Below are 15,194 nucleotides of genomic sequence, written 5' to 3' on the forward strand. Positions count from 1 at the left end.
GGGCGTCCTCGGGCGCCGGGCTCGGGCGTGCGCGGTGAACCGGCTGGTCCGGTGGGCGCTGCGGTCCTACTGGGGACTCGCGCTGGTGGTCATCACCGCCAATATGGTCGGGGTGGCGGCCATCTTCCTGGTCAGCTGGGCGGGTGGCGTGTTCACCCGGATCGGCGACGACTGGAGTGACGCGGCCGTCCTGATCCTGATCTACCCGGTGCTCGCCTTCACCCTCGGGATCGGCATCGCGCTCTACGACCGGCGCCGATATATGCGCTGGCTCGACGACAACCGCAAACCGACGCCCGAGGAAGCGCGGGTCCTGATCCGGCTGCCCGCCGCGATCACCCTGCGCGCGATCATCCTGTGGACACCGGGCGTCGCGTTGACCGTGTGGCTCGTCGACCGGTACACCGACTATCACAACATCACCGTGCTGCTGGCCGGATTCGCCCTCGGCGGGCTGGAGGCCGCGGGCGCGATCTACCTGATCCTCGACCGCCTGATCCGCCCGGCCGTGCCGATCATCGCCGCGGTGCTCGGGCCGACCGTCCATCCCAGCTCGACCGTACTGGTGCGGGTGCTCGTCACCTGGGCGGTGTCCAGCGCGCTGCCGGCGCTGATCATCATCGTCGTCCTCAGCGACACGACCACCCCGGCATCGGACCGGGTGCGCGCGGCGTGGCTGTTCTCGATCGTCGCGCTCGGCGTGGGCGCCCTCGCCACCGCACTGCTCGCGCGCTCGGTGGCCACGCCGATGCGCACGATGTACCGGGCGCTGGACCGGATCACCCGCGGCGAACTCGATGTGCGGGTGCCCGTCGGCAGCGCGAGCGAGATCGGCCGCCTCGAACATTCCGTCAACGAACTCGCCGCCACCCTGCGCGACCAGATGCACACCGAGGACGTCTTCGGTAGGCACGTCGGCTCCACGGTGGCCGAACGCGCCCTGTCGGGCAGCTCCGACCTCACCGGCGATGTGCGCATCGTCTCGGCGTTGTTCGTCGACGTCACCGGCTCGGTGCAGCTCTCCGCCGAAATGGCCCCCGAGGATTTCGTCCACAAACTCAACCGGCTGCTCGCCACCGTCGTAGCGGCCACCGAGGACAACGGCGGCCTGGTGAACAAGTTCGCCGGCGACGCCGCGCTGTGCATCTTCGGCGCGCCTTCCGCACTCCAGGACAACGCCACCCCCGCCCTGCGCGCCGCCCGCCGCATCCGCGACGAAGTAGTCGACACCGGCGAGCTCGACGTCGGCATCGGCGTCGCCCGCGGCCAGGTCTTCGCCGGCGACGTGGGCGCCGACACCCGCCTCGAATTCACCGTCATCGGCGACGCGGTCAACGAAGCGGCCCGCCTCACGACGGTGGCGAAGGAAGCACCGCGGCGGGTGTTGGTCAGCGATGCGATCTGGCAGGCCGCGACCCCGGCCGAACGAGCCAAGTGGAAGCGCTACAAGGACTTACGGCTGCGCGGAATCCCCGGCCGAACCCGGACCTGGACAGACATCTCACCGAGAAAGTGAGAACCAGGTCCGTTACCGCCGAAGCGAAGCCGTCAGGGCGGCGGGATCGGTGACCGGGAGGTCACAGACCGAGCCACGGCAGACATAGGCGGCGGGGGCGCCGTTGACGAGGGGGCGGTCGGTGAGGAGCGGGGCGGTGTTCGGCGGGGCCGCGAGGATGATCGATCCGCCAGGGGCGCAGGCACGGGCGGCGGCCAGGAGTTCCATTGCCGTGGCGGACTTCTCGGTGGCCGCGATGGCTACCTGGTACGGGCCGCGGACCGCCGCTTCGGCGACGGAGAGCCAGTTGCCCGCGGTGCGGGGTGCGCGAGCCAGCAGGATCGCGCCGAGGGCGAGGGTCTGGTCGGCGAGTTCGCGATAGCGAATGGCTCGGTCGGTATCGGCGACCGCCGAGGCGGTGAGGAGGGCCTCGGCCAAGGCGGAGGCGCCGGACGGGGTGGCGCCGTCGACGGGGTCGCGAGGACGGGCGACCAGGGTTTCGGCGTCGTCGGCGGTGTCGAACCAGCTGCCGGGGCGTTCGGGATCGGCGAAGTGGTCGATCGTGTTGTCCAGCAACAGCTGTGCGGCGGCGAGCCAGTCGGATTCGCCGGTGGCCTGGTAGAGGGCGAGCAGGCCGGTGACGAACCAGGCGTAGTCCTCGAGGACGCCGGGCGGGGTGCCCGCGACGCCGTCGAGGGAGGCGCGGCGCAGTCGGCCGTCGACGAGGTGGACGTCGAGCAGGTAGCGGGCGCAGCGCACGGCGGCGGCGATCCACGACGGTTCTTCCAGTGCCGCACCGGCTTCCGCGAGCGCGGTGATGGTCATGCCGTTCCAGGCGGTGACCACTTTGTCGTCGCGGGCGGGCTGGGGGCGCCGGGTGCGGGCCTCGAACAACTGAGCGCGCAGTCGATCGAAACGGGACGACTGCTCGGCGTCGACGGGATCGCTGTGGCGGGTGAGCACCGAGGTGCCCTGTTCGAAATTGCCGGCGGTGCCGACGCCGAAAGCGTCGGCGGCCCACATGCCGTCGAGCGGGCCGAGTTCGCCGATCAGCTCGGCCGGCGTCCACACATAGGTCGCGCCTTCGACGCCGGGCCCCTCCGGTTCGAGGTGGGTATCGGCGTCGAGAGCGGAGGCGAACCCGCCCTGCGCCGTCCCGAGATCACCGAGCAGGAATTCGACCGTCTCCCGGGTCACCCTGTGCGGCAACGACTCCAGCGGGGTCACGGGCGCGCGACGCGCGAGATGGGCGTAGGCGCGCAGCAGCAGGGCGTTGTCGTAGAGCATCTTCTCGAAGTGCGGCACGAGCCACCCGGCGTCGACGGAGTAGCGCGCGAACCCGCCGCGCAACTGGTCGTAGATTCCGCCACGCGCCATCGCCTCGGCCGTGCGCTCGACCACGTCGAACACCGACTGGTCGCCGGTCCGCTCCCAGTGCCGCAGCAGCCCTTCCAGCAACGCCGACGGTGGAAACTTCGGCGCCCCACCGAATCCGCCGTGCGTCGAGTCCTCGTCGGCGACGATCGCGGGCACGGCCTTGTCGAGAAGATCAGGGGCAATCGCGAATTCGGCGTCGGGCAGACCCGATGCCTGCGCCTGGAGCGCATCGGTCACCTGCCGCGCGGCCTTGTCCACATCGTCGCGCCGGTTGCGCCAGGTCTCGGTCACCGCGCTGAGCAACTGCGTGAACGACGGCATGCCGCCGCGCGGCTGCTTCGGGTAGTAGGTACCGCAGTAGAACGGCGCGCCGTCGGGCGTGAGGAAGCACGTCATGGGCCAGCCGCCCTGCCCGGTCATGGCCACGGTGGCGTTCATGTACACCGCGTCCAGATCGGGACGCTCCTCCCGATCCACCTTCACACAGACGAAGTCGGCGTTCATCTGCTCGGCCGTGGCGAGGTCGGCGAAGGACTCGTGGGCCATCACATGGCACCAGTGGCAGCTCGCGTATCCGATCGACAGCAGGATCGGCACATTGCGCACGGCGGCCTCGGCTAGCGCGTCGGCATCCCACTCCCGCCAGTGGACGGGGTTGTCGGCGTGTTGACGCAGATAGGGCGAGGTCGCACCGGCCAATCGGTTCACGAGTTCCACCCTGCCATACGCGACGAACGCCGGCTGCGCCCCATGTGGTGGACACCGACTTCGCCCGGCCGGCGGTGCTCAGGCAATTTCTTCGCATCCCCCGTGCGGCCCACCGCGCGGTCACGAATCCGCCATCGATTATTTACCTTTCCTACTGAAATCAACGCGATCGCAACGGTGTTCGACCGCTTCGCCTGGCCGTATACCTATAACTCGGATCCAGCATCCTGCGTGATTCGCTCGGCCATAGGGGAGTGCATTGTCTGTGCAAGCGGAAACCGGCGAAATTCCGGCTTCCGCGGCAACACGCCGAGCAGTTGTCACAACGGCATGTGTCGCGGTCGCGGTCGCCCAAATGGCGACCACCATCTACCTGCCGAGCATGCCTGCGCTGGGCGCCGACATCGGCGCCGGCGACAGCGTCCTGCAGCTGTCGGTGGCCGTGTTCGTGGTGTTCGCCGCGCTCCCGGTCGTCGCGTGGGGAAGGGCGGCGGAACGGTTCGGCCGGGTTCCCGCCTTCGTCGCGGCCGGGCTGTGCTTCGTCCTCGCCAGCGCGGGCCTCGCGCTGATCACCAACGCCCCGGAGTTGCTCGGGCTGCGCGTGGTCCAGGCGATCGGGGCGGGCGGGATCGCGGTCGTCGGCCGGATGATGATCAAGGATCTGTTCACCGGCGCGGAGCTCGCGCGCCAACTCGCGCTGCTGTCGATGGCGTTCGTCGTGGCGCTCGGCGGCGGGCAGGTGATCGGCGGCATCGTCACCTCGACGGTCGGGTGGCGGTACGGATTCGCCGTGCTGGCCGTGCTCGCCGCTGTGCCGGTCGCCTTCGCCCTGCGCATCTCACTGCCCCGACGCGAAACCGGGCCGAAAGACAAAGGCACAGCCAGACGCCTTTTCACCGACCGGATCTTCGTCGTCAGCGCGGTGGCGGGCGGCATCGGATTCGCCGTCATCGTGATGATCCAGCAGAAGTCCGCGTTCATCTTCACCGACCGTTTCGCGCTCGCACCGTGGGCGTTCGGCCTGTTCGGCGTTTTCTACGGTGCCGCCTACCTCGGCGGCGCGACCTACGTCCGCCGGCGTGTGCGACAGGTGGGAGCGCACGCCATGATGCGCCAGGGCGCGGCGATCATGCTCGCGGGCTGCGTGCTCGTCACCGTCGTGTGGGCCGCCGATCTGCCCCGGGCGATCGCGCTGCCGGTCTTCCTCGCCGGGTACGTCACCACGACCTTCGGCCAGGCGACGCTGTTCCCCAACAGCGCCGCGCACGCTGTCAGCCACCTCGCCACCGGCGCCGCCATCGCCGTCTCGTGGTGCGCGCTGGTGCAGCAGGGCCTCGCGGGCATCGCCTCGCTGGCAGGCCCCACCCTGTCCGGGCTCCTCGCCTGGTCCATCGCCATCACCCTGCTCGCCGCGGTGAACGTACTCGTCGTCGCGGCGCCCGAGAAAACTGACGCACCCTCGCCAACAAAGGAATGAACGGAATGGCCAGAAACCAATTCGCAAATATCCGCAGGCAGTTGCAACTGAGCAACACATTCTGGGACGACAGCACCACGCACGGACTGGTCGACATCATCGCCGATGATATGCGGGAGGGAATTGTCCATTCCCGCGACGGTCGAACGATCGTCAACTTCTCGTCCTATTCCTATCTCGGTTTGGACAGCGATCCACGAATCATCGAGGGCGCCCATCGCGGGCTCGACGAAACCGCGACGATCAATTCTTCTATTTCCCGGATGCGCATCCGGCTCGGTCTGCTGGAGGAGGCCGAACAGCGGCTCTCCCGGACCTTCGGCGCGCAGGCGGTCACCGTGTCGTCGTGTGCGGCCGCCGCGTGGGCGACCTTGCCGCTGCTCGCCTCCGGTGAGCTCACCGACGGGCACCCGCCGCTGGTGGTCTTCGACAAGAACGCGCACTTCTGCTTGAACGCGATGAAGCCACTGGTCGCGGACGAGACCGAGTTGGTCACGATCGAGCACAACGACATCGCCGCCCTGGAAGAGTTGTGCCGCACGCATTCGCACGTGGCCTATGTCGCCGACGGGGTCTACAGCACCGGCGGCGGCGCACCGCTCGCCGAGTTGCACCGGCTCCAGGATCGATACGGCCTGTTCTTGTATTTCGATGAGGCGCACGGCATTTCGACGCTGGGTAGCCACGGCCGCGGATACGTTCTCGGAGCCTACGAGGGCTGGCGGGAACGAACCCTCGTGATCGCCTCGCTCAACAAAGGCTTCGGCGCCAGCGGCGGCGTGATCTTCTTCGGCGCGGCGGGCGACGCGTCCCGCACGCCCACCCTGTTGCGCACGAGCGGCCCGCTGATGTGGTCGCAGCGCGTCAACACCGCCGGACTCGGCGCGATCATCGCCGCCTGCGACCTCCACGACGACGGCACCGTCGACCGGCTCCAGGTCGCGCTCCAGGAACGGGTCCGCCTGTTCGACTCGCTGGTCGACACCGACCTCGCCGGTGACGGCCTGCCGATCCGGTTCGTGAGCATCGGGCAGGAGGACGTCACCGTCGCCGTGGCCCGGGACATGCTCGACGCCGGTTTCTACACCTCGCCGGTGTTCTTCCCGATCATCCGCCGCGGCAGCGCGGGCCTGCGCCTGATGCTGCGGGCCGACCTCGACCCCGACACGATCCGCCGCTTCGCCGACACCCTGAGCTCGAGTCTCGCCGCGCATCAGGACCGGGAGGAACTACCAGCATGACCGCCGTCATCGAGAACACCCTCGGATTCGAAGCCCAACGCGCCCTGCTGCGTGACCACACCGCCGAGATCGTGGCGCCGCGCCGGCGCCACGGTGACGCGAAACTGCCGGTGCGCGAACGGGTCAACCGCATCCTGGACCCGGGGACACCGTTCCTGGAGATCGGTCGCCTCGCCGCGCACGAGGTCTACGACACCGATCTGCCCGCGGCCGCGCTGATCGTCGGCATCGGCACCATCCACGGCAGACCGTGCATGGTGTTCGCCAACGACCCGCACGTGAAGGGCGGAACCTTCTATCCGCTCACGATCAAGAAGCACCTGCGCGGGCAGAAGCTGGCCAGGGAGTACCGCCTGCCGTGTGTGTATCTGGCCGACTCGGGCGGGATCTACCTGCCGTTGCAGGAGGAGATCTTCCCCGATGAGGAGCACCTCGGAAAGATGTTCCGCAATATCGCGGAGATGTCGGCCCTCGGCTTGCCGCAGATCTCGGCCGTGCTCGGCATCTGCACGGCGGGTGGCGCCTACATCCCGGCGATGAGCGATGAGACCGTGATGGTCAAGGATCTGAGCACCGTCTTCCTCGGCGGGCCGCAGCTGGTGGAGGCCGCCACGGGCGTGGTGGTCGACGCGCAGACTCTCGGCGGCGCCGATCTGCACGTCCGCGACACCGCGGTGGCCGATCATCTCGCGGCGAACGAACTGGAAGCGCTGGCCATGGTGCGCGACATCGTGTCCCGTACCCCCGGTGACCGTGTGCATCCGCCGGCCTTCGAGGCGCTCGAGCCCGCCGACGATCCGGCGCGGCTGCCGGATCTGATTCCGGCGACCACCAAGAAGGAGATGGACGTCCGCGCGATTCTGCGCTGCGTGGTCGATGCCACCTCGTGGGTCGAGTACCGCAAGGACTACGGCATCACGATCGTGTGCGCGACCGCCCGGATCGCGGGTTACGAAGTCGGGATCATCGCCAATCAGGGCGTGATCTTCCCCGACAGCGCGCTCAAGGCCACCAACTTCATCCAGATCTGCGAACAGCGCCGCATCCCACTGTTGTTCGTGCACAACGTGAGTGGGTTCATGGTCGGCGAGGAGTACGAGCGGGCCGGAATCGCCAAACACGGCGCGAAGATGGTGAACGCGGTCTCGTGCGCCACGGTGCCGAAGATCTCGCTGGTGATCGGCGGCAGTTTCGGCGCCGCCAATTTCGCGATGTCGGGGCGGTCGATGGGCGGCCAGTTCATGGCGATGTGGCCCAATGCCCGCTCCACCGGGGTCGGTGGCGAACAGGCAGCGGCGGTGATGGCGATCCTCAAGCGTGACCGGCTGCGCCGCGAGGGCAAGGAGCTCAGCGCCGCCGAGGAAGCCGCCATCAAGCAGCCGATCATCGACAGCTTCGAGCGCCAATCGCTGCCGACCTACATCGCGGCCCGCATGTGGATCGACGCCGTGGTCGAACCGGAGGACACCCGCTCGTGGTTGGCACGGTGCCTGTCGCTGGCGCACGAGCGCTGGGATCGGCCGCAGCCCGCGGGTTCGAACTTCGGGGTGTTCCGGCTGTGATCTCCCGACTACTCATCGCGAACCGGGGCGAGATCGCCGCCCGGATCGCCCGCACCTGCGATCGCCTCGGCATCGAGTACGTGACCGTGAGCGTGGCGGCGGACCGGTCGCTCACCTATCACGCGGCGGCGGTGTCGACCGTCGCGCTGCCCGAGGGGTATCTCGATATCGAGGCGCTGGTGCACGCCGCGACCGAAACCGGTTGTGACGCGGTGCATCCGGGATACGGGTTCCTGTCCGAGAACGCCGATTTCGCGCGCGCGGTCCGGGCTGCCGGATTGGTGTTCGCCGGCCCGAGTTCCCGCGTGATCGAGACGATGGCCGACAAGTCCTCCGCGCGCCAGGTCATGGCCGAGGCGGGTGTGCCGGTACTACCCGGCACCGTGCGGGCGAGCGAAGACCTCGACGCCCTGGTGGGCGGGGCAGCCGACATCGGGTACCCGCTGATCGTCAAGCCCGCGGGCGGCGGTGGCGGCAAGGGCATGTCGGTGGTGCGCTCGGCCGCCGGACTGCGCGAGGCACTGGCGTCTGCATCCCGCACCGCGACAGCGGCTTTCGCCGACGGCCGCCTGCATCTGGAGCGGTACGTCGAGCGCGCACGTCACATCGAGGTGCAGGTCTTCGGCGACGAATTCGGCCACGCTGTCCACCTTTTCGATCGCGACTGCTCGCTGCAACGGCGGCATCAGAAGGTGATCGAGGAGGCCCCGGCCCCACGGATTCCCGATGCGGTGCGCACGGCGATGTTCGCCGCGGCGGTGCAGGGGACGAAGGCTCTCCAGTACGTGGGCGCGGGGACTTTCGAGTTCCTGCTGGTCGGTGACGAGTTCTTCTTCATCGAGATGAACACGCGCTTGCAGGTGGAGCACACCGTCACCGAGGAGATCACCGGCCTCGATCTGGTGGAGTGGCAATTGCGGGTCGCCGCGGGCGAACCGCTGCCCGCCGAGCAGGCGGACATCGCGTACTCGGGCGCTTCGGTGCAGGTGCGGATGTACGCCGAGGACCCGTTCCGGTCGTTCCTGCCGTGCCCTGGCGGGCTGGAGGTCACCCACTGGCCGGATGTTCGCGTCGAACGCGCCTTCACCCGCCGGCTCGATGTCAGCGGCGGGTTCGATCCGATGATCGCCAAACTCGTCGCCACCGGCACCACCCGCGACGACGCGCTCGCCGCCGCACGGCGAGCATGCGAAGACATTCGCTGGCAGGGTATTTCGACCAACCTCGGTTTCGTCGCACGTGTGCTCGCCGCACCGATCGTCGCGGCCGCCGAGCACGACACCGCCTATCTGGACCGGATCGATCCGGTCGCCGAGTTCGCCGATCCCGACGAACTGAGCGCCCTCGCGGTGGCCGCCGCGCTGACCGCGCCCGACCGTGCGACACCATGGTCGACCGGGGCGCCTGGAGGTGATCGGGCCTGGCTCGATCCCACCGATCGCGACCTCGGCAGCCTCGATCTGTCGGTCGACGAGCGCGCCTTCACGGTGCGAGTCGGCGGCTACGAGGGCGACGCGGTTCTCGTGCGCGAGGGAACCGTCGACTCGAGCGGCACCGCCGCGCAAGCCACCACCGGCCCTGATGCCACCACCCGGCCGACGACCGATGTGGGCATCACCGCTCGGCGAACCGACGGCGACACGATCACGGTCGGCTCCACCCCCTGCGTCGTTCGACGCGACGGCGAGGGCTGGAGCTGCCAGGTAGCCGGGGTTTCCCGGCAGGTGCGCTACGCCGAATACCACTCGCTCGGCACAACGGCGACGGATCCCGAGATCCGCTCGCCCATGCCGGGCACCCTCGTGCAGCTCCACGTCGAATCGGGCAACCCGGTCGAGAAGGGACAGCTGCTCGGCGTGGTCGAGGCCATGAAGCTCGAACACGAACTGACCGCCACCCATGCGGGGATCGTCACCGTGACCGCGGCCGAAGGCGCCGTGGTCACCACAGCTCAATCACTGTTTCTCATCGAAGAGAGGGGCGCCGCGCTGTGATGCGACATCGGCGACTACTTGCCACAGCTCTGGTATCGGCGGTGGCCGTGCTGGCGACCGCGTGTGGTGGAACGGACACCGCGGCACGCGAATCGGCGCAACCGGTCAGCGGCGGCTCGTTGACGTGGGGGGTGGAGACCGAGCCGACCACGTTGAACCCGCACCTCAACGGGCAGAGCAATACGCACCTGATGTTGCGCAACGTCTTCGAGTCGCTCCTCGCGCGCACCACCGAGGGCGGTTTCGTCTCGTGGCTGGCCACCGGCCACGAGATCTCGCCCGACGGGCTCACCTACACCTTCCCCCTGCGTGAGGGCGTGAAGTTCACCGACGGCAATCCGCTCACCGCGACCGCCGTGGCGCGCAACTTCACCACGATGCAGGACGTGTCCTATTCCGGCGGCTGGTCCGCCGGGCCGCTGTCACATCTGGCCGCGGTCACCGCCCGCGACGAGCGCACCGTGGTGTTCACCCTGAAGGACCCGTACGCGCCGTTCCTCGACTTCGCCGCCGGTTTCCCCATCATCTCCTCGGCCGCGTGGGACAAGCCGCAGCTCAAGGCCGGTGGGCCGGAGATCGCGGGGACCGGTCCGTTCATCCTCGACCGCTACGTGAAGGGTCAGGAACTGCACTTCCGCAAGAACCCCGACTACAACTGGGCGCCGCAGAGCGCCAAGCATCAGGGTCCGGCCTACCTCGACGAGGTGACCTACCGTTTCCTGCCCGAGTCGTCGGTGCGCACCGGCGCGCTCACCTCCGGTCAGGTCGACCTCATCGAAGGCGTCTCCGGCAACGACGCCGCACTGTTCCGGGACAATCCCGACTTCACCTATTCGACCGGGCTGAACAACGGCAGCCCGTACACGCTGTACTGGAACGCGACCTCCGGCCCGGCCACCGATCAACGAGTCCGCAAGGCGCTCAACAACTCTGTCGACGTGAACGCGGTGCTGCAGTCGATCTATCGCGGCGAGCGCACCCGCGGCTGGGGCATCGCCTCCAGCGTCGACACCCTGTTCTACGACAAGAGCATCGAGGGCACCTACGGCGCCGACAAGACCGCCTCGAACCGGCTGCTCGACGAAGCAGGCTGGACGGCAAAGGATTCCGACGGGTTCCGGACCAAGGACGGCCAGCGGCTGACCATCGAACTGGTGCAGGCCCAGTCGACGGTGCGCGATCAGCGTGAGGTGCTGTTGCAGGCGGTGCAGGCGCAGGCCAAGCAGAACGCGGGCATCGATCTGAAGCTGTCCTACGTCGACCTCGGCACCTACAGCGAGCTCCGCAAGAAGAACGCCTTCGGGTCGATCGCCAACTCCGACACCATCACCGGCGGCATCGACATCGAGAACCACTGGTACCCGCCGACGCCGCTGGGCACGCTGAACTACAGCCGCGCCACCGATCCCGAACTGTCCACCTGGCTGCGGGCCGCCGCCTCGACCACCGACTCCGCCGAGCGGGCCAAGCAGTACGCGGCGTTGCAGCGCTTCGCGATCGTCGACAAGGCCTACGGGCTGCCGCTCTACATTCCCGAGAACCAGATCGCGACGGCGGCCCACGTGTACGGCGCGGGATACCGTCCGTACAAGCAGCTCGCGGAGAACGCGTACGACATCTGGGTCGATCGTGGATAGGCGACGATGACGACGGAAGCGATCGCACCGGACGTCGTGACCGCCACGGGTGCCGGCGATGCTCGCGTCGGCACAGCCAAACGGATTGTGCTGCGGTTGATCACGGGTCTGGGCGTGCTGTGGGGTGCGACCACGCTGTCGTTCCTCGGTGTGCGGCTGGCGCCGGGCGACACGGTCGACGTGTTGCTCGGCGAACAGCAGCGCACGCCGGAGGTCGAGGCGGCCATCCGCGCCGAGTGGGGACTCGACAGTCCGGCCGTCGTCCAGTACGCCCGCTACCTGTGGAATGTGGCGCACGGGGATTTCGGGCGTTCCTATGTGTTGCAGCGGCCGGTGTCGGAAATCATCAGTTCGCAGGCCGGTCCCACCTTGGCGCTGACGAGTGCCGCGTTGCTGGTGGCACTGGTGTTCGCGGTCGTCGTCGCGACGAGCACGGCGCAGCGGCGACGATCGCGCGCCGTCGCGAATGCGGTGGAGCTCGCCCTTGTTTCGACGCCCTCCTTCTGGCTGGGCATCGTGCTGCTGTCGGTGTTCAGCTTCCAGCTGAAGATCTTTCCGGTGGCGGCGAACAAGGGCTTGTCGGCCTTGGTTCTGCCCGCACTCGCGCTCGGCCTGTCGCTGGGCGCGGTGATCTCCCAGGTCTTGCGCGACGGGCTGGAGCGGGCCCTCGACGAACCGTTCACGGTGACGGTGCGGTCGTGGGCGGTGAGCGAGAGCGCGTTGCGGCTGCGGCACGGTCTGCGGCACGCGAGCCTGCCCGCGGTGACCTTGACCGGCTGGCTGGTCGGCGGATTGCTCGGCGGGGCGGTGATCATCGAAGAGGTCTTCGGCCGCCCCGGACTGGGGCGGGTCACCGTCGAAGCCGTTCTCGCGCAAGACCTTCCCGTCGTGCTGGCCGTGGCGATTCTCTCGGCATTCGTCTACGTCGTGATCAGCACGCTGGTCGATCTGCTCTACCTGTGGCTCGACCCGCGACTGCGCCGCGACTCACGCAAGGAAGGGCAACGATGACTGCCATCGGAGTGCGGCGGACAACCGATCGAATCAGCGTGCGCGCCAGGGGTTTCGTAGTGACGCCGGGTGTCGCCGTCGCAGCACTGACAGTGGGGCTGGTGGCGATCGCGGTGGTTGCCCCCGCCCTGCTGACCGGCGCCGACCCGCTCGGCGCCGATCCGTTGGCCGCCCAACTGCCACCGAGTGCGCAGCATTGGTTCGGCACCGATCACCTGGGGCGCGACGTCTTCACCCGCGTCGTCCACGGCGCGCGCTACTCGCTGCTCATCGGCATCACCGCTGTCGCGATCGCGGTCGTCGCGGGCACGGCGCTCGGTCTGCTGTCCGGGCTGGCGCGCGGGCCGGTCGACGAGCTGATCACCCGGTTCCTCGACGTGGTCTCGGCCTTCCCCGATCTCCTGCTCGCACTGGTCCTGATCTCGTTCACCGGTCCCGGCACCACGAACCTGATCTTCGCGCTCGGCATCGCCTCGATCCCCCGGTTCGCCAGGGTGGTGCGCGCGCAGACCCTCGTCGTGCAGGAGTCCGGGTATGTCGAACAGGCACGGACGTTCGGGCTCACCAGAGCAACGCTGGTGCGGCGGCACGTCCTGCCGCACGCGGTCGCGCAGGTCCCGATCCTGGCCACCATCGGCCTCGGCACCGCGATCCTCGGCGCGGCCGGTCTGAGCTTCCTGGGGATGGGCCCGCAGCCGCCGGAACCGGAATGGGGCGCGATGCTCGCCGAGGGACGTAACTATCTGCGCAATGCCTGGTGGATCGCCGTGCTGCCCGGCGTGGCGGTGACCGCCACGGTGATCGCGGTGAGCTCGCTCGGGCGGCACTGGCAGCGGCACTACGACGGAAGGCCATCGGTATGAGTCTGATCGCGGTCGAGAATCTGCGAGTCGGGTTCGCGGGTAAGGAGGTGGTGCACGGCATCGATCTGCGGATCGAGCCGGGCGAGGCCGTCGCCCTCGTCGGTGAATCCGGGTCGGGCAAATCGGTGACGGCGCGCGCGCTGGTCGGCCTGGCCGGTCCGGGCGCAGGCGTGCGGGCCGACCGTCTCGAACTCTTCGGGCAGGACGCGCGCAATCATCGCGATCGGCAGTGGCGGCGAATCCGTGGCAGCAGCATCGGATTCGTACTCCAGGATGCGTTGGTCTCCCTCGATCCGCTGTACTCGATCGGTAGCCAACTCGCCGAAGCGCAACGCGCGCTGACCGATCTGCGCGGGCAGGCACTCACCGCCCGCACCGTGCGACTGCTCACCGACGTCGGTGTCCCCGAACCCGAACTGCGGCTGCGCCAATATCCCCACGAGCTGTCCGGCGGACTTCGCCAGCGCGTGCTGATCGCGACAGCGCTCGCAGGCGATCCACGACTCATCATCGCCGACGAGCCGACCACAGCGCTCGATGTGACTGTCCAGCAACAGATCCTCGAGCTGCTCCGTGCGCGCAAAGCCGAAGGCACGGCACTGCTCCTGATCAGCCACGATTTGGCAGTGGTTGCCGAGGTGGCCGACCGGGTGCTGGTCATGCGGGAGGGGGAGGTCGTCGAGGAAGGCAGCACACACGACGTGCTGACCCGTCCGGAGCATCCGTACACGAAGAAGCTGCTGGCGGCCGTACCCTCCGCCGCCTCGCGCGGTTCGAAGCTGGCGGTTTCCGGCCAGCCCGCCGAGCTACCGCTGCCCCGCCCCACCTCGCCACCGCCGAAGGTCGCGGCCGCCACCGAATCGCCACGGCCCAAGAACCCGACTGCCACCGCAACGCCGGAATCGGAGCCGGTTCGCGCCGCATCGACGGCAAGCCGAACCAGCGGGCACACAGAGGAACCCGGGTTGCGCGAGCCATTGCCACCGCGCTCGGTCGACAACACCCGGGTCGTGCTCTCGGTCCGCAACCTGCGCAAGACCTACGGCTCCGGATCGGCCGCCCGCACCGTGGTCGACAATGTCGACTTCGACCTGTTCGGCGGCGAAACCCTGGGCATCGTCGGCGAATCGGGTTCGGGCAAGACCACCACGGCCCGCCTCGCGCTGCGGCTCATCACACCGTCGTCCGGACGGGTGGTCGTCGACGGCGAACCGTGGAGTGATCTCTCCGACAAGGCATTACGGCCGCTGCGTGGCGCGGCGCAACTGATCGCCCAGGACCCACTGAGCTCGTTCGACCCCCGCTACACCGTGGAGCGCGTCATCGGCGAAAGCCTCGACACCGTCGATCTGCGTGGCAAAGCCCGCACCCGGCGCGTCCGCGAGATCCTCGACGCGGTCGGCCTCGCCCGCGACCTGCTCCCCCGCCACCCCCGCACCCTCTCCGGCGGCCAACGCCAACGCGTAGCCATCGCCCGCGCCCTCGCCCCCAACCCCGCCCTCCTGGTCGCCGACGAGCCGCTGTCCGCCCTCGACGTCTCTGTCCAAGCCCAGATCCTCGACCTACTCGCCGAACTCCAATCCGAGTTCGGCACCGCCCTGCTGCTCATCTCCCACGACCTCGGCGTCGTGCACCACCTCGCCGACCGCGTCCTCGTCATGAAAGACGGCAGGGTCGTCGAATCCGGCGAAGCGGATTCCGTCCTGCGCGCACCCCAGCACGAATACACCCGCCAACTCGTCGCCTCGGTCCCCCGGCTCCCCGAGGCCGCCGATCGCCGATGACCACCACAGCGACGCCGACCCGAATCCCCGGGTCGCGGCGTCCCC

Annotated in this window: 10 protein-coding genes; 9 read left to right on the forward strand and 1 reads right to left on the reverse strand. The window is 68.8% G+C overall.

The features are described 5' to 3' along the window. Positions 1-34: 34 nt before the first annotated feature. Positions 35-1,516: an adenylate/guanylate cyclase domain-containing protein gene (locus tag ACWGCN_RS31110; RefSeq protein WP_379314435.1), complete on the forward strand. Its 1,482-nt coding sequence runs from the start codon at positions 35-37 to the stop codon at positions 1,514-1,516. A 12-nt stretch (positions 1,517-1,528) separates the two neighbouring features. On the opposite strand, the gene ACWGCN_RS31115 is transcribed toward ACWGCN_RS31110, so the two are convergent. Continuing rightward, positions 1,529-3,580 (reverse strand): thioredoxin domain-containing protein, encoded by a 2,052-nt coding sequence (locus ACWGCN_RS31115; protein WP_452458893.1) that lies wholly within the window; start codon positions 3,578-3,580, stop codon positions 1,529-1,531. Between the two features lie 265 nt (positions 3,581-3,845). Here ACWGCN_RS31115 and ACWGCN_RS31120 point away from each other — a divergent pair, with 265 nt between their 5' ends. Genes ACWGCN_RS31120 through ACWGCN_RS31155 form a run of 8 tightly spaced genes read left to right on the forward strand, consistent with a single transcriptional unit; the run spans position 3,846 to position 15,149 of the window. Further along, entirely contained in the window at positions 3,846-5,057 is a 1,212-nt protein-coding gene (locus ACWGCN_RS31120) for an MFS transporter (RefSeq protein ID WP_452458894.1), read from the forward strand. A gap of 5 nt (positions 5,058-5,062) precedes the next feature. Then, positions 5,063-6,298, forward strand: a complete 1,236-nt coding sequence (locus tag ACWGCN_RS31125; RefSeq protein ID WP_387445866.1) for an aminotransferase class I/II-fold pyridoxal phosphate-dependent enzyme — start codon at positions 5,063-5,065, stop codon at positions 6,296-6,298. Beyond that, a complete protein-coding gene (locus ACWGCN_RS31130) occupies positions 6,295-7,860 on the forward strand; it encodes an acyl-CoA carboxylase subunit beta (RefSeq protein ID WP_378993055.1) in 1,566 nt (521 codons plus the stop codon). Before ACWGCN_RS31125 ends, ACWGCN_RS31130 begins: the two co-directional genes overlap by 4 nt. Continuing rightward, a complete protein-coding gene (locus ACWGCN_RS31135) occupies positions 7,857-9,854 on the forward strand; it encodes an acetyl/propionyl/methylcrotonyl-CoA carboxylase subunit alpha (protein ID WP_452458895.1) in 1,998 nt (665 codons plus the stop codon). The genes ACWGCN_RS31130 and ACWGCN_RS31135 overlap by 4 nt, the downstream gene beginning before the upstream one ends. A gap of 41 nt (positions 9,855-9,895) precedes the next feature. Further along, positions 9,896-11,491 carry an ABC transporter substrate-binding protein gene (locus tag ACWGCN_RS31140; RefSeq protein ID WP_452458896.1) on the forward strand — a complete coding sequence of 532 codons (1,596 nt, stop codon included), beginning with the start codon at positions 9,896-9,898 and terminating at the stop codon, positions 11,489-11,491. A 6-nt stretch (positions 11,492-11,497) separates the two neighbouring features. Continuing rightward, positions 11,498-12,502: an ABC transporter permease gene (locus tag ACWGCN_RS31145; RefSeq protein WP_452458897.1), complete on the forward strand. Its 1,005-nt coding sequence runs from the start codon at positions 11,498-11,500 to the stop codon at positions 12,500-12,502. Further along, a complete protein-coding gene (locus ACWGCN_RS31150) occupies positions 12,499-13,365 on the forward strand; it encodes an ABC transporter permease (protein WP_452458898.1) in 867 nt (288 codons plus the stop codon). Before ACWGCN_RS31145 ends, ACWGCN_RS31150 begins: the two co-directional genes overlap by 4 nt. Further along, positions 13,362-15,149, forward strand: a complete 1,788-nt coding sequence (locus ACWGCN_RS31155; protein WP_452458899.1) for a dipeptide ABC transporter ATP-binding protein — start codon at positions 13,362-13,364, stop codon at positions 15,147-15,149. The genes ACWGCN_RS31150 and ACWGCN_RS31155 overlap by 4 nt, the downstream gene beginning before the upstream one ends. Positions 15,150-15,194 lie beyond the last annotated feature (45 nt).

It is taken from the genome of Nocardia sp. NPDC055050 (assembly GCF_053608345.1).

Coding starts and splice junctions, on each gene's coding strand:
- ACWGCN_RS31125 (WP_387445866.1), top strand. CDS start 5,063: ATGGCCAGAAACCAATTCGCAAATATCCGCAGGCAGTTGCAACTGAGC.
- ACWGCN_RS31130 (WP_378993055.1), top strand. CDS start 6,295: ATGACCGCCGTCATCGAGAACACCCTCGGATTCGAAGCCCAACGCGCC.
- ACWGCN_RS31145 (WP_452458897.1), top strand. CDS start 11,498: ATGACGACGGAAGCGATCGCACCGGACGTCGTGACCGCCACGGGTGCC.
- ACWGCN_RS31150 (WP_452458898.1), top strand. CDS start 12,499: ATGACTGCCATCGGAGTGCGGCGGACAACCGATCGAATCAGCGTGCGC.
- ACWGCN_RS31155 (WP_452458899.1), top strand. CDS start 13,362: ATGAGTCTGATCGCGGTCGAGAATCTGCGAGTCGGGTTCGCGGGTAAG.